The sequence below is a fragment of the Aeromonas sp. Marseille-Q7275 genome (assembly GCF_965119515.1).
Genome location: NZ_CBCPLW010000027.1, coordinates 1 through 18,877, shown reverse-complemented (window position 1 = coordinate 18,877; position 18,877 = coordinate 1). Strand labels below are relative to the sequence as shown.

16 protein-coding genes and 1 pseudogene are annotated in these 18,877 nt (G+C 60.7%); 8 read left to right on the top strand and 9 right to left on the bottom strand.

From position 1 onward, the window contains the following. The first annotated feature begins 19 nt into the window (after nucleotides 1-19). On the top strand, nucleotides 20-2,089 hold the full coding sequence (locus tag ACWPWQ_RS19425; RefSeq protein ID WP_454010562.1) for a membrane assembly protein AsmA: 2,070 nt from the start codon (nucleotides 20-22) through the stop codon (nucleotides 2,087-2,089). A gap of 53 nt (nucleotides 2,090-2,142) precedes the next feature. On the opposite strand, the gene ACWPWQ_RS19420 is transcribed toward ACWPWQ_RS19425, so the two are convergent. Both ACWPWQ_RS19420 and ACWPWQ_RS19415 read right to left on the bottom strand, forming a co-directional pair. Then, the gene (locus tag ACWPWQ_RS19420) at nucleotides 2,143-3,051 is read right to left on the bottom strand and encodes a bifunctional GNAT family N-acetyltransferase/hotdog fold thioesterase (protein ID WP_454010561.1); all 909 of its coding nucleotides are present in this window, start codon (nucleotides 3,049-3,051) and stop codon (nucleotides 2,143-2,145) included. Nucleotides 3,052-3,190: 139 nt separating this feature from the next. After that, nucleotides 3,191-3,295 (bottom strand): annotated as a pseudogene (locus ACWPWQ_RS19415) (GNAT family N-acetyltransferase); the annotation flags it as partial. Nucleotides 3,296-3,346: 51 nt separating this feature from the next. On the opposite strand from ACWPWQ_RS19415, the gene ACWPWQ_RS19410 reads away from it, so the two are divergent. Beyond that, nucleotides 3,347-4,003, top strand: coding sequence for a spermidine synthase (locus ACWPWQ_RS19410; protein ID WP_139437669.1), 657 nt, complete (start codon nucleotides 3,347-3,349; stop codon nucleotides 4,001-4,003). 28 nt (nucleotides 4,004-4,031) lie between these two features. Here the strand turns inward: ACWPWQ_RS19410 and dtd are convergent, their stop codons facing one another. The 3 genes from dtd to typA all read right to left on the bottom strand — a co-directional run bounded on the left by dtd (nucleotide 4,032) and on the right by typA (nucleotide 7,405). Next, nucleotides 4,032-4,469, bottom strand: a complete 438-nt coding sequence (dtd, locus tag ACWPWQ_RS19405) for a D-aminoacyl-tRNA deacylase (protein ID WP_454010560.1) — start codon at nucleotides 4,467-4,469, stop codon at nucleotides 4,032-4,034. Between the two features lie 75 nt (nucleotides 4,470-4,544). Then, nucleotides 4,545-5,417, bottom strand: a complete 873-nt coding sequence (locus ACWPWQ_RS19400; protein WP_247627704.1) for a virulence factor BrkB family protein — start codon at nucleotides 5,415-5,417, stop codon at nucleotides 4,545-4,547. A gap of 176 nt (nucleotides 5,418-5,593) precedes the next feature. Then, complete coding sequence (gene typA / locus ACWPWQ_RS19395) at nucleotides 5,594-7,405, bottom strand: translational GTPase TypA (RefSeq protein WP_139437664.1); 1,812 nt, start codon at nucleotides 7,403-7,405, stop codon at nucleotides 5,594-5,596. A 350-nt stretch (nucleotides 7,406-7,755) separates the two neighbouring features. Between typA and glnA the strand changes: the two genes are divergently transcribed. The 5 genes from glnA (at nucleotide 7,756) to add (ending at nucleotide 13,653) form a co-directional block, all read left to right on the top strand. Further along, nucleotides 7,756-9,165, top strand: a complete 1,410-nt coding sequence (gene glnA, locus ACWPWQ_RS19390; protein WP_025325354.1) for a glutamate--ammonia ligase — start codon at nucleotides 7,756-7,758, stop codon at nucleotides 9,163-9,165. Nucleotides 9,166-9,363: 198 nt separating this feature from the next. Beyond that, the gene (locus tag ACWPWQ_RS19385) at nucleotides 9,364-9,939 is read left to right on the top strand and encodes a DUF4124 domain-containing protein (RefSeq protein ID WP_139437662.1); all 576 of its coding nucleotides are present in this window, start codon (nucleotides 9,364-9,366) and stop codon (nucleotides 9,937-9,939) included. 86 nt (nucleotides 9,940-10,025) lie between these two features. Further along, nucleotides 10,026-11,081 (top strand): nitrogen regulation protein NR(II), encoded by a 1,056-nt coding sequence (gene glnL, locus ACWPWQ_RS19380; protein ID WP_139437660.1) that lies wholly within the window; start codon nucleotides 10,026-10,028, stop codon nucleotides 11,079-11,081. 9 nt (nucleotides 11,082-11,090) lie between these two features. After that, a complete protein-coding gene (gene glnG / locus ACWPWQ_RS19375; protein ID WP_454010559.1) occupies nucleotides 11,091-12,509 on the top strand; it encodes a nitrogen regulation protein NR(I) in 1,419 nt (472 codons plus the stop codon). 142 nt (nucleotides 12,510-12,651) lie between these two features. Then, on the top strand, nucleotides 12,652-13,653 hold the full coding sequence (add, locus tag ACWPWQ_RS19370; RefSeq protein ID WP_454010558.1) for an adenosine deaminase: 1,002 nt from the start codon (nucleotides 12,652-12,654) through the stop codon (nucleotides 13,651-13,653). 68 nt (nucleotides 13,654-13,721) lie between these two features. On the opposite strand, the gene hemN is transcribed toward add, so the two are convergent. The 4 genes from hemN to ACWPWQ_RS19350 form a co-directional block, all read right to left on the bottom strand. Further along, complete coding sequence (gene hemN, locus ACWPWQ_RS19365; protein WP_454010557.1) at nucleotides 13,722-15,095, bottom strand: oxygen-independent coproporphyrinogen III oxidase; 1,374 nt, start codon at nucleotides 15,093-15,095, stop codon at nucleotides 13,722-13,724. Nucleotides 15,096-15,126: 31 nt separating this feature from the next. Then, on the bottom strand, nucleotides 15,127-15,567 hold the full coding sequence (locus ACWPWQ_RS19360; protein ID WP_043133237.1) for a DUF2489 domain-containing protein: 441 nt from the start codon (nucleotides 15,565-15,567) through the stop codon (nucleotides 15,127-15,129). Between the two features lie 11 nt (nucleotides 15,568-15,578). Continuing rightward, a complete protein-coding gene (gene yihI / locus ACWPWQ_RS19355) occupies nucleotides 15,579-16,154 on the bottom strand; it encodes a Der GTPase-activating protein YihI (RefSeq protein WP_139437654.1) in 576 nt (191 codons plus the stop codon). A 795-nt stretch (nucleotides 16,155-16,949) separates the two neighbouring features. Then, on the bottom strand, nucleotides 16,950-17,567 hold the full coding sequence (locus tag ACWPWQ_RS19350; RefSeq protein WP_139437652.1) for a c-type cytochrome: 618 nt from the start codon (nucleotides 17,565-17,567) through the stop codon (nucleotides 16,950-16,952). 143 nt (nucleotides 17,568-17,710) lie between these two features. On the opposite strand from ACWPWQ_RS19350, the gene yihA reads away from it, so the two are divergent. Beyond that, nucleotides 17,711-18,367, top strand: a complete 657-nt coding sequence (yihA, locus tag ACWPWQ_RS19345) for a ribosome biogenesis GTP-binding protein YihA/YsxC (protein WP_202047937.1) — start codon at nucleotides 17,711-17,713, stop codon at nucleotides 18,365-18,367. Nucleotides 18,368-18,877 lie beyond the last annotated feature (510 nt).

Sequence of the window (18,877 nt, the reverse complement as noted above, 5' to 3'; positions counted from 1 at the left end):
AAACAGGAGGAAAGCATCCATGAATTCCTGGCTACGCGCCCTGCTCTATCTGTTTGCCTTCCTGCTGCTATTCGTCTGGGTCGGCCTCGGCCTGTTCGATGCCGAACGGGCCAAGGGCCCCATCGCCAACTGGATCAGCCAGCAGACCGGCGTGCCTGTCACCATAGGCCGGCTGGTGTTCAACCCGCTTCACCCCTACACCCTGCTGGCGGAGCAGGTGCAATACGGGGATGCGGTGCAGCTGGAGAAGATCTATCTGGAGATAGACAACATCGACTGGCTGAACCGGGACGTGCGCATCGCCCACCTGGATCTCATCCGCCCCGTCATCAAGCTGCCGCTGCCGAACCAGCTGCCGACCCTGCCGGTGCACTCCCTCACCATCAGCGACAGCACCATAGACAACCTGAGCCTGTACAGCGAGGCCCTGACCCTGCGCGGCCTGAGCGCCACCCTGAGCGACTGGGAGCTGATCGATCCGAAACGCCAGCCCCAGGCCAACCTGACCCTGGGCATCAACCAGCTGGAGACGCCGCAACTCACCCTGGCCCGCCTCAGCCTCAAGGGGCGACTGGAGGGACAGGTGCTGAGCACGGACAAGCTGACCACCAACCTGTTCGAGGGTCTGCTGGAGACCGGCATGGTGCTGAACTGGCCGGATCGCAGCCTGCAACTGCACGCTCTCAAGGCCCGTGGCATGCGGGTCGAGCTGGGGGACATCCCCCCTGGCGAGCTCCCCCTGCGCCGCATCACCCTGGATCGGGGCCAGCTCGATCGGGTCAGCGTCAATGCCATAGAGCAGGAGCTCTCCCTCAACAACTTCAGCGGTCAGCTCACCGCCTTCGACTGGCAGGCGGGCAGCCAGCCAAGCGGCTATCTCTCCGGCACCCTGGCGGATCTGGGCCGCGGCCTGTTCCAGCTGGAAGCCATCGAGGGCAAGCTCGCCTTCTCCCCCCGGCAGATCGAGGCCGAGCTGCAGGGCAAGGCATACGAAGGGGAGTTCAATGTCGAGCTTGCCCTCGACACCCAACTGCAAAAGCTGACCCTCAAGGACATGGCCCTGAGCGGCATGGACATCAGCCTGCCGGAAAGGTGGTGGCAGGAGTGGCAGGGCTGGCGCCCGCAGCAGATCGAGGTGCGCAAGCTGGCCTTCGACAGGCTCAAGGTGCTCTCCTTCGACGACGCCCTGCCCCTCTCCCTGACTGGCTGGCAGCTCTATCTGAGCGATCTCAGCCTGAGGAACAACCAGCCGGGTCCGCTGCTCGGCCGTGCCCGCATCGAGAGCAAGTGGTTCGAGTTGGTGTGGGATGGCCTGAGTGCCCGCAACGGCGTGCTGGACGGGGAGCTGACCCCGAGCGCCTGGCAGCTCAACAGGCTCAGCAGCGAGCTGCCGGATGAGGGCTCCCTCAGCCTCAGCGGCCAATGGGGCAAGGTGCCCGGGCAGGAGAGCCGCCTGCAACTGCAGGGCAAGCAGCTGGATCTGGAGAAGTGGGGCGAACTGCTCCATGCCCCCGTCTCGCTGGCGGGCAAGGTGGATCTGGAGACGGATCTGCAAGCCGATCTGGCCCCGCAGCCGGAGCAGGCCCCCGGCAACTGGCGCCGCACCCTGCAGGGCAGCCTGAGCCTGGAGGCCAGGGATCCCTTCTGGGACAAGGTCGGGATAGACCCGCTGCTGGACAACTGGTTCAAGGAAGCGACCCCGCCCACCCTGACCCCCGAGACCCTGTGGCAGGCGTTGCAGCAGGGGGATACCCCCTTCTACCACATCAGGCTGAAGGCCAGGGCTGAGCAGGGCAAGCTGCAGATCGAGCAGGGCGGGGCTTCCACCATCACCCACCTGCTCGGGTTGCAGGGCGGGGTCGATCTCGCCAGCGACCAGTGGCAGCTGGATCTCGGCGTGCTGAACAAGCGGCGCTGCGCCGAGCTGCTGGCGCGCTGGCGCGGCCCCCTTGAGAGCCCGACCCTTGAATGGCGCTTCCCGAGCGGGGAAGCCACTTGCGACTGGGAGACTGGCGTACGCTACCCGGCCCAGGGGCGCAGCGGCACGCTCCGGCGACCCCAGACGCCCCCCGCCACCGCGGCGCAATGACGAACAAGGCCTCATCATGAGGCCTTATTGCTATCGGATGCCCGACGAGGGGGTCAGTGTCCCGCCCGCTTGATGGGCAGCACCACGTACTGGCCGACAAACTCCACCGCCAGCTTGCGGCCGCTGAACAGCTGCACCCGCAGGCTGAACTTGGCGGACTCCCCGCTCTTGAGCGGCGCCAGCACGGCGGGCATCCCCTCCCGGGCGACCCTGGCCTCAGGCTCCTCGCTCACGGGTCTGTAGTATTTGATGTTGCCCTCCGCCAGCACAGTATCCCCGCCCAGACCGGCCTCCTTGAGTTGCAGCCAGATGAGGCCCCAGCCCGCCAGCACGCACTGGCTGTAAATGCTGCCGGCGAACATCGTGTCGTGGACGTTGAGGTTGGCCGCCAGGTTGGCCTTGAGGTGGAAGGTCTGGCCGTCGTAGTGGGTGATGTGCACCCCCATCTTCTCGCTGATGGGGATCCCCCTCGACCAGCGGGTGGTGAGATCCTGACACCACTCGGGGCGATACTGTATGGTCTGCAGCGGACTGATGGATTTGATCATCTGACGATGGGGAATGCGGCCGAAGGAGACGGGCCCCTCGCCCACCTCGAGAAAGCCGCACCTGCGATAGAACTCCACCGCCTCCTGGCGTGCGTTCATCACCAGCCGTTTCACCTTCTCGTCCCGGGCCAGCTGTTCGAGATCCTCCACCATGCGGGCCCCCAGCCCCTGACCACGGTACTCTGTACGAAGCGCCATAAAGCGGATCTGGGCCTCGTCACCCCCGATGAAGAGGCGGCCGACGGCGATGGGGGTGCCGTCTTCGGCCAGCATCAGCCGATGAATGGCGACGGTATCGTATTCGTCACGCTCGGAGCCCACGGGCAGATTGAAAGGCTTGCGCAGTAGTTCCCAGCGCAACTGGTAGTAGGCATCCAGCTCCGCTGGCGTTTGGGGGGTGACTACCCGATACATAAAGCGATCCTTGAGTTTGCGCCGACGGGCAGATGGAAGGGCTTGCGCACCAATGCTTCCCGGCGCAGCGGGTAGCTGGCATCCAGCTCCGCTGGCGTTTCTGGGGTGACTACCCGATGCATAAAGCGATCCTTGAGTTTGCGCCGACGGCCAGATTGAAGGGCTTGCGCATCAATGCCTCCCGGCGCGGCGGGTAGCTGGCATCCAGCTCCGCTGGCGTTTGAGGGGTGACCACCCGGTACATAGCGACGTCCTTGAGTTACACTGGTCGAAAGCCATCTTGCCGTGCAAATTCATGGACTTCAATCTGCAAGCGTACCAAGCCGATCACTTATTGCACCTCAGCGCCAAACCCGAACGCCGCCTCTCCATCCTGGAAAATGCCCGCCACCGCTGGCTGGAAATGGACGGCGTGGTGCAATCCGCCATGAGCCTGAGCCAACCGGAACACCTCTGCCTGCCCCATCAGCAGAGCATCGCCGAGCGGCTGCCCGCACAGGCGAGCCGGATCCTGGAGCTGGGATTGGGAGGGGGGGATCTCACCCGTCATCTGGGTGCGCGCTGGCCCGAAGCCCGCCACGACTGCGTGGATCTGGACGCCGAGATCCTCACCCTGTTCCAGCAGTTTTTCCTGCCCTCGACTGGAGGTGCGCCACGGCTGCACCACGCCGATGCACTGCACTTCCTGCTGGAGAGTCGGGAACAGTACGACCTGGTGCTGCTGGACCTGTTCAGCCAGGACGGCAATCCCCTGCTGCTGTTCCAGGCTCCCATCTATCAGGCGCTGGCCAGATGCCTGCACGGCACCCTCATCGTCAACCTGCTGCCACGGACCCATCTCGAACTGGCACAGGCCAAAAGGCTGGCCGAGGAGTGGATCGGCCCCACCAGCGCCCACGGGGTGCCGGGCTATCGCAACGTCATACTGCACGCCATCAGCCAGGGGGCTTAACGCCCCTTGGCGAGCTGTTACTGTTGCCCTACACCTGCAGCCAGAAGGTCACGGGACCGTCGTTGAGCAGCCTGACCTTCATGTCGGCGGCAAAGCGCCCCGTCTCGGTCGGCACGCCGCTCTCCCTGGCCCGGGCAACGAAGTAGTCATAGAGCCGCTCGGCATCGCTCGGGTGGGCACCACCGGAGAAGCTGGGTCGCATCCCCTTGCCGGTATCCGCCGCCAGGGTGAACTGGGAGACCACCAGCAGACTGCCACCGACCTGGCTCACGTTGAGGTTCATCTTGCCGTTCTCATCGGAGAAGATGCGATAGCCGCTCACCTTGTGCAGCAGCTTGTCGGCCTTGGCCTCGTCATCCCCCTGCTCCACCCCGAGCAGTACCAGCAGCCCTTGCTCTATGGCCCCGGTCACCTCCCTCTCGACGGTCACGCTGGCCTCGGATACCCGTTGGATCAATGCAATCACCCGCAACTCCTTTGTCTTGTCAGAAACGCACGACCGCCCGAAGGCGGTCGTTGATGTTAGCAATAAGCGAGGGGATCAGCCCAGCTCCTCATTGCCGGGCTTCTCGTACTCCCCCAGGCAGGCGGTGGTCTCTGCCCCCAACAAGACCACCAACCAGCTCAGATAGACCCATACGAACAGAATGGGGATGGTCGCCAGGGCACCGTAGATGGCCTGATAGGAGGGGAAGTTGGTGATGTAGATGGAGAAGCCACGCTTGGCCAGCTCGAACAGGGTGGCCGCCACCAGGGCGCCGATCAAGGCGTGGGTCAGCCGCACCTTGCAGTTGGGCACCACCGTATAGATAAGCAGGAAGCCGAACACAGAGAACAGGAACGGCAGACTGCGCAACACCAGGTAGCCGGCGCCAAACAGGCTGTCAGCGGCAAACAGCTTCAGCGACAGTATGTAGGAGGAGATGGCGAGGCTGGCCCCGATGAGCACGGGGCCCAGGGTCAGGATCATCCAGTACATGGCGAAGGCCTGGGCCAGCGGTCGATTCTGGGTCGAGCGCCAGATGTAGTTGAGGTTCTTGTCGATGGCCGAGATCAGCATCAGGGCCACCACTATCAGGGCACCTATGCCGACCGCAGTGGTGTTGGTGGCATTGGCCACGAAGCCGTCTATGTACTCCTTGAGCATCTCGCCGGCGGTGGGCACGAAGTTGTGATAGACGAACTGTTCCATCTGCTGTTTCAGGGTCTGGAACACCGGAAAGGCCGACATCATGCCGAACACCACGGCCACCATGGGCACCAGGGAGAGCAGGGTCACATAGGCCAGGTAGCCGGCGGTGACCGTCAGCCTGTCCTGCTGGAAACGACCCCAGACAAACTGGGCGAAATGGGCACCATCGTGGCGCAAGAAGGAGACTGCGTGGGCCAGGCGGCCGCGGATTTGCTGCTGCATCTTGATTCTCGTAAGCGTCATCATGCAGATATTGTGTCAGATAGGGTGCCCATCTGACCACCCATCAGCCAGCTCGCGACCATCGCATCGACCATACGGGAGCAAGAGACCGCCGCGCGACCATAAAAAAAGAGGCCATAAGGCCTCTCTTTGGTCTGTCGATGAACAGCTATCGATCAAGCACGACCGGCGCGCTTGCGATCCATCTCGGTCAGCAGTTTCTTGCGGATACGGATGGCCTTCGGCGTGATCTCGACCAGCTCATCGTTGTCGATGAACTCGAGAGCCTGCTCCAGGGTCATGCGGATCGGCGGAGTCAGCACCTGGGCTTCGTCGGTACCGGAGGCACGCATGTTGGTCAGCTGCTTGCCTTTCAGGCAGTTGACGGTCAGGTCGTTGGAGCGGGAGTGGATCCCGATCACCTGGCCTTCGTACACTTCGGTCGCGTGACCGATGAACAGACGACCACGGTCTTGCAGACCGAACAGGGCGAAGGTCAGGGCCTTGCCGGTAGCGTTGGAGATCAGCACGCCGTTCTGACGCTCACCGATGCTGCCACCCTTGTGCGGACCGTAATGGTCGAAGGTGTGGTACAGCAGGCCGGTACCTGAAGTCATGGTCAGGAACTCGGTCTGGAAGCCGATCAGGCCACGGCTCGGGATCATGAAGTCCAGACGGACACGGCCCTTGCCATCCGGGGTCATGTTGGTCATCTCGCCCTTACGCAGGCCGAGTTGCTCCATCACTGAACCCTGGTGGATCTCTTCCACGTCGACGGTAACGGTTTCGAACGGTTCTTGCAGAACGCCGTCAACGGTACGCAGGATAACTTCCGGACGGGATACCGCCAGCTCGTAGCCTTCGCGACGCATGTTTTCGATCAGGATGGAGAGGTGCAGTTCACCACGGCCGGAGACGCGGAACTTGTCCGGATCTTCGGTCTCTTCCACGCGCAGGGCCACGTTGTGGACCAGTTCCTGATTCAGACGCTCCAGGATGTTGCGGGAGGTGACGAACTTGCCTTCTTTACCGGCGAACGGCGAGGTGTTGACCTGGAAGGTCATGTTCACGGTCGGCTCGTCAACGGAGAGCGGCGGCAGGGCTTCGACGGCATTGTTGTCACAGATGGTGTCGGAGATCTTCAGCTCGCCCAGACCGGTGATGGCGATGATGTCGCCCGCTTGCGCGTCGGCCACTTCGGTACGGGACAGACCCAGGTAACCCAGCACCTGACCGACCTTGCCGGTACGGTTCTTGCCGTTGGCACCCACGATGGTGACCTGCTGGTTGGTCTTGACGCGACCACGGGTGATACGGCCGATGCCGATGACGCCCACGTAGGAGTTGTAGTCCAGCTGGGAGATCTGCATCTGGAAACCGCCTTCGGTATCCGCAGCAGGGGCTTCGACGTTGTCGACGATGGCTTGGAACAGGGGTTCCATGTTGTCGGACGGTACGTCTTGGTCCAGGGTGGCCCAACCGTTCAGTGCAGAGGCGTAAACAACCTTGAAGTCCAGTTGCTCATCGGTGGCACCCAGGTTGTCGAACAGATCGAAGACCTGATCCATTACCCAGTCAGGACGAGCACCCGGACGGTCGATCTTGTTGATGACCACGATGGGCTTCAGACCCTGGGCGAATGCCTTCTGGGTCACGAAACGGGTTTGCGGCATCGGGCCGTCAACGGCGTCAACTAGCAGCAGCACGGAGTCAACCATGGAGAGCACGCGCTCAACTTCACCACCGAAGTCGGCGTGACCCGGGGTATCCACGATGTTGATGCGGTAGTCGTTCCAGCGGATCGCAGTGTTCTTGGCGAGAATGGTGATGCCACGTTCCCGTTCCAGATCATTGGAGTCCATGATCCGTTCCTGACCTTCGCTGGTGCGATCCAGAGTGCCGGATTGCTGCAGCAGCTTATCAACCAGAGTCGTTTTGCCGTGGTCAACGTGCGCAATAATCGCAATATTGCGTAAATTCTCTAACATTCTCGCCTCAAATCACCGGGTAAAATTGGGCGCTAATTGTACTCTCGCCTTTGTGATCTGCCTAGCAGAATTGCAGACCATTCGCGTACAACAGGGGATCTGGATCATGGACCCCGCGCCAAAAGCCTGCTTAGATGGCCTTGGCACGTTGGCGCACCACGATGGTGCACCAAAACGATCCAAGGTTGCACCACTTTGAGGCGCAGCCAAGCATGAAAGCGGGTGTCCCGACAGCCTGAAAGGGTGCAAATGCCCTGAAATCAAGCTGTCACAAACTTGGCACGATACTGGCTTATGTGAATGTGATGACGCATTCACCCAAAGAGTTTTAACACCGGAGGTTACTTAGCATGTCAGCCCAGAACGTTTTGGCCCTGATCCAGGAACACGAAGTCAAGTTTGTTGATCTGCGTTTTACCGACACCAAGGGTAAAGAGCAGCACGTATCCATTCCTTCCCACCAGGTCGACGAAGACTTCTTCGAAGACGGCAAGATGTTCGATGGCTCCTCCATCGGCGGCTGGAAGGGCATCAACGAGTCTGACATGGTGCTGATGCCGGATCCGGCCTCCGCCAAACTGGACCCGTTCACCGAAGAGACCACGCTGAACATCGTCTGTGACGTGCTTGAACCTGCCACCATGCAAGGCTATGACCGCGATCCGCGCTCCATCGCCAAGCGTGCCGAAGATTTCCTGAAAGCCAGCGGCATCGCTGACACCGTGCTGTTCGGGCCGGAGCCGGAATTCTTCATGTTCGACAACATCACCTTCTCCAACACCATGGGCCACAGCTTCGTGAAGATCGAATCCGAAGAAGCTGCCTGGAACTCGGGTACCGAGTACGAGCACGGCAACAAGGGTCACCGTCCCTTCGTCAAGGGTGGTTACTTCCCGGTTGCGCCGGTTGACTCCTCCCAGGACATCCGTGCTGCCATGTGTCTGGTGCTGGAAGAGATGGGCCAGGTCGTTGAAGCTCACCACCACGAAGTGGCCACTGCCGGTCAGAACGAGATCGCCACTCGCTTCAACACTCTCACGCTGAAAGCTGATGAAGTGCAGGTGCTGAAGTACGTGATCCACAACGTGGCCCACGCCTACAACAAGACTGTCACCTTCATGCCGAAACCCATGTTCGGTGACAACGGCTCCGGCATGCACTGCCACCAGTCCCTGGCCAAGAACGGCGTCAACCTGTTCGCCGGCGACCTGTACGGCGGTCTGTCCGAGATGGCGCTGCACTACATCGGCGGCATCATCAAGCACGCCAAGGCCATCAACGCCTTCGCCAACCCGACCACCAACTCCTACAAGCGTCTGGTGCCGGGCTATGAAGCCCCTGTCATGCTGGCCTACTCCGCCCGCAACCGCTCTGCCTCCATCCGTATCCCGGTTGTGCCGAGCCCGAAAGCCCGCCGCATCGAAGTGCGCTTCCCGGATCCGGCTGCCAACCCCTACCTGGCCTTCGCAGCCCAGCTGATGGCCGGTCTGGACGGCATCATCAACAAGATCCATCCGGGCGATGCCATGGACAAGAACTTGTATGACCTGCCGCCGGAAGAAGCCGCAGAAGTGCCGACCGTTGCCGGTTCCCTGGACGAGGCCCTGTCCGCACTGGATGCTGATCGCGAGTTCCTGACCCGTGGCGGCGTCTTCAGCGACGACTTCATCAACTCCTACCTGGAGCTGAAGCAGCATGACGTGGATCGTGTCCGCATGACCCCGCACCCGCTGGAGTTCGAGCTGTACTACTCCGTCTAATCCGGTGTCCTTGCTTCATCATGACAAACCCGCCATCTGGCGGGTTTTTTATCTAAGGGGCTGAAATATCATGACCCATGGCCTCACACAGCATGGGGCATACGGCTCGTCGAGCCCATTCTTCACCGCGGATCCGACAATAAGCCCGACATTTTTTTCTCTGATAGGATTAAGGTGAACCCCGTCAAGGAGAGATGGATGAAAACAGTACACCCGACATGGACGCTGGGCCTCTTGCTGATGATCTCCTGCACCGCCCAGGCGGCCAGAGTCTATTCCTGGATAGATCCCCAAGGGGTGACCCATTACACAGACGCCCCTCCCCCCGGCAAGAACGCCAGGGAAATAGACCTGCGGGTCTCCCCCCTCATCGGCACCTCGCCCCACTCGGTCCAGGTCGACGACTTCAACAGCCTGACCGGCGTCGATGCCAGGAAGGCCCTGGAGGCCGCCCCCCTGGAGATAGAACTGCTCTCCCCCGAGCCGGGCAGCACACTGCGCGACAACACGGGCAACATCGTCTTCCAGGCCCAGGTCCATCCCCAGGCGCCGGTGCAATATGACGTGCGCCTGCTGCTGAACGACAAGGCCATTCCCCTCGTTCACAACAGCCTGGCCATCCGGGTGGAGAACCTCCCTCGCGGCGCCTACGAGGCGCGGCTCGAGCTGCTCGCCAAAGACGGTACGATCCTTGCTAAATCCAAAGCAGCCACCTTTTACCTGCATAGAACGACTGTGAATCAGGCTCCCAAAGCCACCCCCAAGGCCAATTAGGGGTGATGTGACGCACCGATGCGGGTAAACTCAATGCACCATATCGGTGCATAACAGGTGTAAAGCACCGTTTTAGGGAGAAACCTGTGCCAACCCGCTTGGATCACGCCAAGACACTCTTGGACAACCTGCTGACCGCCGTCATCCTGATGGATGAGCGGCTCTGCATTCAATTCGTCAACCCGGCGGCCGAACAGCTGCTTTCCCTCAGCGAACGGCGACTGATCGGGATCGAACTGCCCCATCTGCTGGAGCACATCTCCCTCGACCTGCAACGATTCAAGCAGTGCCTCATTTCAGGGCAGGGCTTCACCGACAGCGAAGTCACCCTGGTGGTGGAGGGAGAGCCCAGGCTGGTGGAGATCAGCGTGAGCCCCATGGCCGACCACGAGCAGCGGCTGATGGTGGTGGAGCTGCGCAAGATCGATCAGCAGAAGAAGATCAGCCAGGAGCTGCAGCAACATGCCCAGCAGCAGGCCGCCAAGGAGCTGGTGCGCGGGCTGGCCCACGAGATAAAGAACCCCCTCGGGGGATTGCGCGGCGCCGCCCAGCTGCTGCAAAAGGAGTTGCCCGACCCAGCCCTGCGTGAATATACCGGCATCATCATAGAGCAGGCCGATCGCCTGCGGGTACTGGTCGATCGTCTGCTCGGCCCCCAGCGACCGGGACGCCATCAGATGCACAATGTGCATTCGGTGCTGGAGCAGGTGCGCCGTCTGGTGGATCTGGAGCTGCCGCCCCAGATCCGCATCGAGCGGGATTACGACCCCAGCATTCCCGAGTTCGAGATGGAGCCGGACCAGCTGCAGCAGGCGTTTCTCAACATAGTTCGCAATGCCGCCGAAGCCCTCGGCGATCAGACCGGGCTCATCCGCATCAAGACCCGCACCGCCTTCCAGATCACCATCCACGGTCAACGCTACCGCCTGGCCGCCGAGATCAAGATCGTCGACAACGGTCCCGGCATTCCCGATGCCATTCGCGACACCCTCTTCTACCCCATGATCACCGGCAAGGAGGGGGGCACAGGCCTCGGCCTCTCCATCGCCCAGAACCTGATCGATCAGCACAAGGGACGCATAGATTGCATCAGCTGGCCCGGCCACACCGAATTCACCATCTACCTACCACTTCGCAAATAAGGGAACCTCATGACAGCAAAAGTGTGGATCGTCGATGACGACAGCTCCATCCGGTGGGTCCTGGAGCGCACCCTTGGCAGCGAAGGCTTCGAATGCGAGAGCTTTGCCGATGGCGAAGCCCTGCTGAGCTCGCTGGAGATGCGCTCACCGGACGTGATCCTCTCCGACATCCGCATGCCGGGCATAGACGGCCTCAGCCTGCTGGAGCAGATCCACCGCCGCCAGGCCGATCTGCCCATCATCATCATGACGGCGCACTCGGATCTCGACAGCGCGGTCAACGCCTACCAGCGCGGCGCCTTCGAATACCTGCCCAAGCCGTTCGACATCGACGAGGCGGTCACCCTGGTGCGCCGCGCCGAGAATCATCTGAAAGAGCAGCGCACCAAGCGCAAGGCGCGCCAGCAGGAGGCCACCACCACCCCGGAGATCATCGGTGAGGCTCCCGCCATGCAGGAGGTGTTTCGCGCCATAGGCCGGCTGTCGCGCTCCAGCATCTCGGTGCTCATCAACGGCCAGAGCGGCACCGGCAAGGAGCTGGTCGCCCATGCCCTGCACAAGCACAGCCCGCGCGCCCACAAGAACTTCATCGCCCTCAACATGGCGGCCATCCCCAAGGATCTCATCGAATCCGAACTGTTCGGCCATGAGAAGGGGGCCTTCACCGGCGCCAACAACATACGTCACGGCCGCTTCGAACAGGCCGACGGCGGTACCCTGTTTCTCGACGAAATAGGCGACATGCCCCTGGACGTCCAGACCCGGCTGCTGCGGGTGCTGGCGGACGGCCAGTTCTACCGGGTCGGCGGCCATCAACCGGTGCAGGTGGATGTGCGGATCATCGCCGCCACCCACCAGAATCTGGAAAAACGGGTCGCCGACGGCGAATTTCGGGAGGATCTGTTCCACCGCCTCAACGTCATCCGCATCCATATCCCCGCCCTCAAGGAGCGCCGGGAGGACATACCCCAGCTGGCCCAGCACTTCCTGCTGAGAGCCGCCAAGGAGCTGAACGTGGAGGCCAAGAGCCTGCACCCGGATACCCAGACCTACATCAGCCGCCTGCCCTGGCCAGGCAACGTGCGCCAGCTGGAGAACGTCTGCCGCTGGCTGACCGTGATGGCCTCCGGTCAGGAGGTGCTGGTCGGCGATCTGCCCACCGAGCTGCTGACCCCCATCACCAGCACGGCGGAGCCCGGCCACCCCGCTCTGACCGGTGGCTGGCAGCAACAACTGCAGGACTGGGTGGCCGCCAAGCTGGTGCTGGGGGAGACCGACATCCTGGCGGATGCCCTGCCCCAGTTCGAGCGGATCATGCTGGAGACGGCGCTGGAGCACACCCATGGCCACAAGCAGGAGGCCGCCCGCCTGCTTGGCTGGGGTCGCAATACCCTGACCCGCAAGCTCAAGGAACTCGACATTCCCTGAGTCTGCGGGAAAAACGATTCCCATCACGCCTTGAGGGAAAGCCTGACCAATCAGACCCCGTTTGCCTGCAAACGGGGTATCTTTTTCAAGATCCCCGCCTAGAATGACAGGCTTTCCAACCCGACTCGCAGAAGGCGCCACCATGATTGACAGATCCCTCCCCCTGACCGACCTGCACCGCCATCTGGATGGCAACATCCGTCCGCAGACCATTCTCGAGCTGGGTCGCCTGCACAACATCCAGCTGCCGGCCAATGAGCTGGAAGCCCTGCGCCCTCACGTGCAGATCGTCGAGAACGAGCCGAGTCTGGTGGCCTTCCTGAAGAAGCTGGATTGGGGGGTGGCCGTGCTGGCCGATTACGATGCCTGCCGCCGGGTCGCCTACGAGAACGTGGAAGATCTGCTGCGTGCCGGTATCGACTATGCCGAGCTGCGCTTCAGCCCCGCCTACATGGCGATGGCCCACAAGCTGCACCCGCAGGGCGTGGTGGAAGCCATCATAGACGGCGTGGCCGCCAGCAGCCGCGACTTCGGCATCAAGACCAACCTCATCGGCATCATGAGCCGCACCTTCGGCACCGAACAGTGCAGTCAGGAGCTGGCCGCCTGTCTGGCCCATCGCGACAAGCTGGTCGCCATCGATCTGGCCGGTGACGAGCTGGGCTTCCCGGGCACACTCTTCACCGAACATTTTCGCAAGGTGCGGGATGCGGGCATGCGGGTGACAGTGCACGCCGGTGAAGCGGCGGGCCCCGAAAGCATGTGGCAGGCCATTCGTGATCTCGGCGCCGAGCGCATCGGCCACGGCGTCAAGGCCATCCAGGATCCGGCCCTGATGGCCTATCTGGCGGAGCACCGCATCGGCATCGAGTCCTGCCTCACCTCCAACATCCAGACCACCACGGTCGCCAGCCTGACTGAGCACCCGATCCGCCAGTTCCTGGCCGCCGGCGTGCTGGCCTGCCTCAACACCGACGATCCCGCAGTGGAAGGCATCGACCTGCCCCACGAATACGAGGTGGCCGCCCCGGCCGCCGGCATGACGGCGAACGAGATCCGCACCGCCCAGCAGAACGGCCTGACCCTGGCCTTCCTGAGCGATGGCGAGAAGGCCGAACTGAGCGCCCGCGCGGCTCAACGCTGAGCAGGGGCAAGCCCAATAAAAAAACCGCCGAAAGGCGGTTTTTTTATGTAGAGAACCTGGCCGAGGGCTCAAATCACCCGGGAGAACTGCTGCTGGCGTGCCTTGCTGCGCAAATAGACATCGAAGCACATGCAGATGTTGCGAATGAGCAGCTGACCGGTGGAGACCACCTCAAGGCCGTCGTCTGTCAGGCGCACCAGACCATCGTCGATGAAGGTCTGCAGCAGCTTGAGATCCTCGGCGAAGTACTCCCGGAAGACCAGGCCATGGGCCTGCTCGACGGTGGCGAAATTCAGGGCGAAGTCGCAGATGAGGCGCTTGATCACCTCGCGGCGGATCAGGTCGTCCCGATTGAGGGAACACCCCTTCCACTGAGCGTGGCCGAGCGTCTCCACCTGGGCGTAATAGGTTTTGAGATCCTTCTGATTCTGGGAATAGGCATCTCCCATCATGCTGATGGAAGAGACCCCCAGCCCCAGCAGATCGCAATCCCCCTGGGTGGTATAGCCCTGGAAGTTGCGGTGCAGCTTGCCCTCGCGCTGGGCCACCGCCAGCTCGTCATCGGGCTTGGCGAAGTGATCCATGCCGATGAACTGATAACCCTGACCGGTGAGGAAGGCGATGGTGTCCTGCAGCATGGCCAGCTTCTCCCGGGGGGCCGGCATGTCCTCCTCCTTCAGCTTGTGCTGGGCGGCGAAGCGGCTCGGCAGATGGGCATAGTTGAAGATGGAGAGGCGGGCCGGATCCGTCTTGAGCACTTCCTCCAGGGTGTGGTGGAAGCTCTCCCGGTTCTGGTGCGGCAGGCCGTAGATGAGATCCAGGTTGGTGGATCGGAATCCCAATGCCCGGGCGCGCTCCAGCATGGCGCGGATGAAGTCGTTGTCCTGCTCCCGGTTGACCGCGACCTGCACCGCCTTGTTGAAATCCTGCACGCCGAGGCTGATGCGGTTGAAACCCAGCTCCCGCAACACGTCCAGCATGGAGAGTTCGATCTCGCGCGGGTCCACCTCTATGCTGATCTCCCCCTCCTCGGCGAAGTGGAAGTGCTCCCGCAAGATGGCCATCAGGCGACGGGTCTGCCCCTCGCTCAGATAGGTGGGGGTGCCGCCACCCCAGTGCAGCTGGGTCACCAGCCGGTTCTTGAACAGGGGGGCTTGCGCCTTGATCTCCTGCTCGAGGTAATCGAGGTATTGATCGGCCTTGTGCTGGTGACGGGTGATCACCTTGTTGCAGCCGCAGTAGTAGCAGAGCTTGTGGCAGAAGGGGATATGCACGTAGAGCGACAGATTGCGCGCCGGATACTGGCCCGCGGCCTGGACGAAGTCCGGATAACCGAAGCCCTCGTTGAACTCCAGCGCGGTGGGATAGGAGGTGTAACGCGGGCCGCTGTAGTTATATTTCTCGATCAGGGCCTGATCCCACACAATCTGTTCTGCTTGCACGCTTGCTTCCTCTTTCTTTGTTATCCAGGGCTCACCGGCTTAGCTGAAAGTCCTTCAGTCGGGCGACATCCTTGAGGATCTGCGCCTCCAGCTCGGCCTCGTAGCCGCTGCGCTCGAGATCCATCTTCATCACTTCGTTGCGCTTGAGGGCTCGCCTCGCCTCGTGAGTCGGCATCTCCTTCACCTTCTCGTAGAGGCCATAGAGACCGGGGAATTCACTGGCGAAGGCCCGTCCACCCTTGATCTGCAAGGCATCCAGCAGGTTGGTCAGCCGGATGGCCCCCTCCGAGTAGTCGCACTGACCATCCCGAACCGCATGGGCGATCACCCTGACGCTGTCGAGGATGCGCTCGTTGCGGGCCGCGATGGCCTGCCGCTGCATGTCGTGCTGACGCTTGAGACGCGCCAGCAGGGTGCCGGCATAGACAGCCAGCCCCAGCAAGACAAGGCCCCCCAGCAGGGCGGCCAGCATCCATCCACTCATCACTTCTTCTTCGGCTCTGGCTTGGGTTCGGGCTGATAGTCAACCTGGCTGAAACGCTCCCACAGCTCCTCCTCGGAGGCTGGCTGTCTCGGCTCTTCATACTCGACCTCGTCAAAATCACCGTCGTCATCTTCGTCGGTGTCTATGATGCCGAGCTCGTCCATCAGCTCCTGATAGCGATCGACGCGCTGATCGACCCAGGCCTGCTCGGCCGCTTCCAGGGTTTCACCGGCATCCAGTCGATCCAGCAGATCGTTCAGGCGATCATCGTTCTCGATGGAGGCCAGCTCCTGCTCGGGCGTCATCACCAACTTCTTCTCTTTTTGCGGCTTGGGCGCCACCGGCTTGCTCTGCTTCTCTTCCACGATCAGCACGACCGGCTTGCGGGAGCCGATGCGCGGATCCTTGGCCTGCTTGCCACTGCCGCCCTTCTTGCCCTGCTCGACTTGCTGACGGGAGCCCGCCTTCAAGCCCTTGCGCTTGGCGGCGCGTTTGCGCTCGCGGCCTTCCAGGGCACTGGCATCTGATTCTTTGCGCTTGCCGGTAGGCTTGCGGGTGGGTTGTTTGGCCGACATGAATGACTCCGACAAATAACTGGATTGAAACCCCCGGGATTGTTTCGTCCGGGGAGGATGCTGAAGCGGGGAACAGTAAATCTGGAACAAGAGTGGGATCCCGCACCAATTCGACCATATTCGGTCGCTGAACACCGCAGGATCGGCATCCTCTGGGCATGTTGCTGGTATTTTGACACAGAATGCCTTGGCGGGTTAATGACCCAGCAGAAAAAAGGCAGCCGAAGCTGCCTTGATCCTGTCATGCGAGTCCCATTCCCTGGCTGCAAATCGCCTTATCCCTGGGCGTACCTCTGCGCATCATATCGTTAGGTCTTCCTGACCCTTGTTGCTCGATCCTGAATGTGCGTGTGCTTGTCTGACCCATGCGGACAACATCCGGTCGTCTTTCTGGGGTGGTTGCCTCCCGCAGCCCCGCTCATCCCTGGCGGTCACCATCCTGGTCTCTGACTCTCCTGCTCATCACTTGCCTGCTGAGCCGACTCCCTGTCCAACCCGGACGCCAACAGCTCGCCCGGTCGTTCCATGAGCTCACTGTAACAATTTCGCTGCGGGGCTCAATCCACCCGGCATGCTTTCAAACGAAGATAAGTGGCCATCTCATTTTTAACATATTGAAAGTTATAGCTTCTGCGTCGAAGGCCGAACGCTGTTTCAGCCCCGACCGGACTCGGAAATGGGGGATCTCTTACAACAATACAGGGCATTTGCAGACATGGCACCGGAAGCCCCAAAAGAGAACAGGGAACCTTGATAGTTCCCTGTTATTTTCAACAAGCTAGATTCAGGACCTTATCAGTGCAGACCCGCCACGTATTTGGAGAGCGCCTCGATGTCCTGATCCGTCAGCTTCTTGGCCACATCCCGCATCATGCCATTGGGGTCATTGTCACGGGCTGCCGCACGGAAGGCGGTGAGCTGCGCCTTGATATACGCAGGGTGCTGCCCCGACAAGCTGGGATACTTGGCCTGCTCGACGCCGGAACCGCGCGGACCATGGCAGGCGGTACAAGCGGCCAGACCACGTCCCATGTCGCCTCCCATATAGAGCGCCTTGCCTGCGGCAACCACGTCATCGGGCACGGCAACCGGAGTCACCTTCTGGCTGGAGAAGTAGGCGGCCAGGTCGTCCATGTCCTGATCGGACAGAGGCAACGCCATGGGTCCCATGATGGGAGCAACCCGACCAGTTTGGCCAGAAGCTGCAGCCTTCAGTTCAACTAATTGTTTTTTGATATATGATGCGTGCTGACCAGCAATCTTGGGATACATGTCGACTGGGCTGTTGCCGTCCGGTCCATGACAGGCCGCACAGACGGCAGCCTTGGTTTGTCCCGCAGCGGCATCGCCCTTGGCTTGTGCCATCCCAGTTACGCCAACCATCAGAGCAAGTGTAATGACTAGGTTCTTCATGGCGTTCCAACTTTCTCGTTATTAGGCTTCCAGATCCCATGCCGCCGAAGGCATGTTAAAATAAACGCGTTTAAGCGACGCCATTTTACACGATTTCACAAAAAAGTAACTCTATAACCCTCTATCTCTATGGGGAATTTACGTTGGATACACAAACTCTGAATTTCAATAAGGTGCATTTTGTGACCAGCGCACCCGACATCCGCCACCTACCAAATGATGGGGGTGTCGAGATTGCGTTTGCCGGGCGTTCCAACGCCGGTAAATCATCTGCATTGAATACCTTGACCAAACACAAGAACCTGGCACGGACCAGTAAGACACCGGGTCGTACCCAGCTGATCAACCTGTTTGAACTGGAGCCGGGCAAGCGCCTGGTCGACTTGCCGGGCTACGGTTATGCGCAGGTTCCGCTGGAAATGAAGCTCAAGTGGCAAAAGTCACTGGCTGAATACCTGCAGCGCCGCGAATCCTTGAAAGGTCTGGTGATCCTGATGGACATTCGCCATCCGCTCAAAGAGACCGACATGAACATGCTGGAGTGGAGCTCACACCGTGAACTGCCTGTGATGCTGCTGCTGACCAAGGCAGACAAACTGAGCCCGGGTCCCCGCAACAATCAGGTGATCAAGGTGCGCCAAGCAGTAGCCGAGCTGGGTCCGCAGATCCAGGTTGAAGCCTTCTCTTCCCTCAACAACATAGGCGTCGAGAAGCTGGCCCAGACCCTGAGCGGCTGGTATCTGTCCAATGCCGAGGCAACTCCAACCGACACAGAAGAAGACCACCAGATCGAGGAGTAAATCGCTCCTCTTCTTGCTGCAATGAGCGGAGTTGGCCCTCCGCTGATTGAAAGACTTTCAGTTTTCCCCTGCCCGGGCCAGCCCCCACTCCCCCTTCTGTTACAACTCATCTCTATTTCTTATAAGTCTTTCTAATCAGAGAGATAGAACGTTAGGCTGTTGTGAAAATTAACATACCCCCTCCTTGACACCGTTTTCAGCTCTCCCGCTAGACAAGCCGGGAATAATGCCGAACATCAACGAAACTGAAAATTTATTACAATAATGGGATAGGAAGGGATAAAAATGAGGCCAGTCTCGCTGTCGCGGACCGGCCTGAAGAAATGAGTTCAAAAAATTGGGAAAAAGCGAGTTCTCGAGAACAAAGACGATTGGTTTTCCTCAAGAAACATCCCTATTCTAACAAAAGATCGCCCAATTTAAAGCATTTACTCTAAACTATTCGCATAAAAAAACACCCCGACGATGACTCATCGGGGCTGCTATTCAGCCACATTCAATTACGTGAAA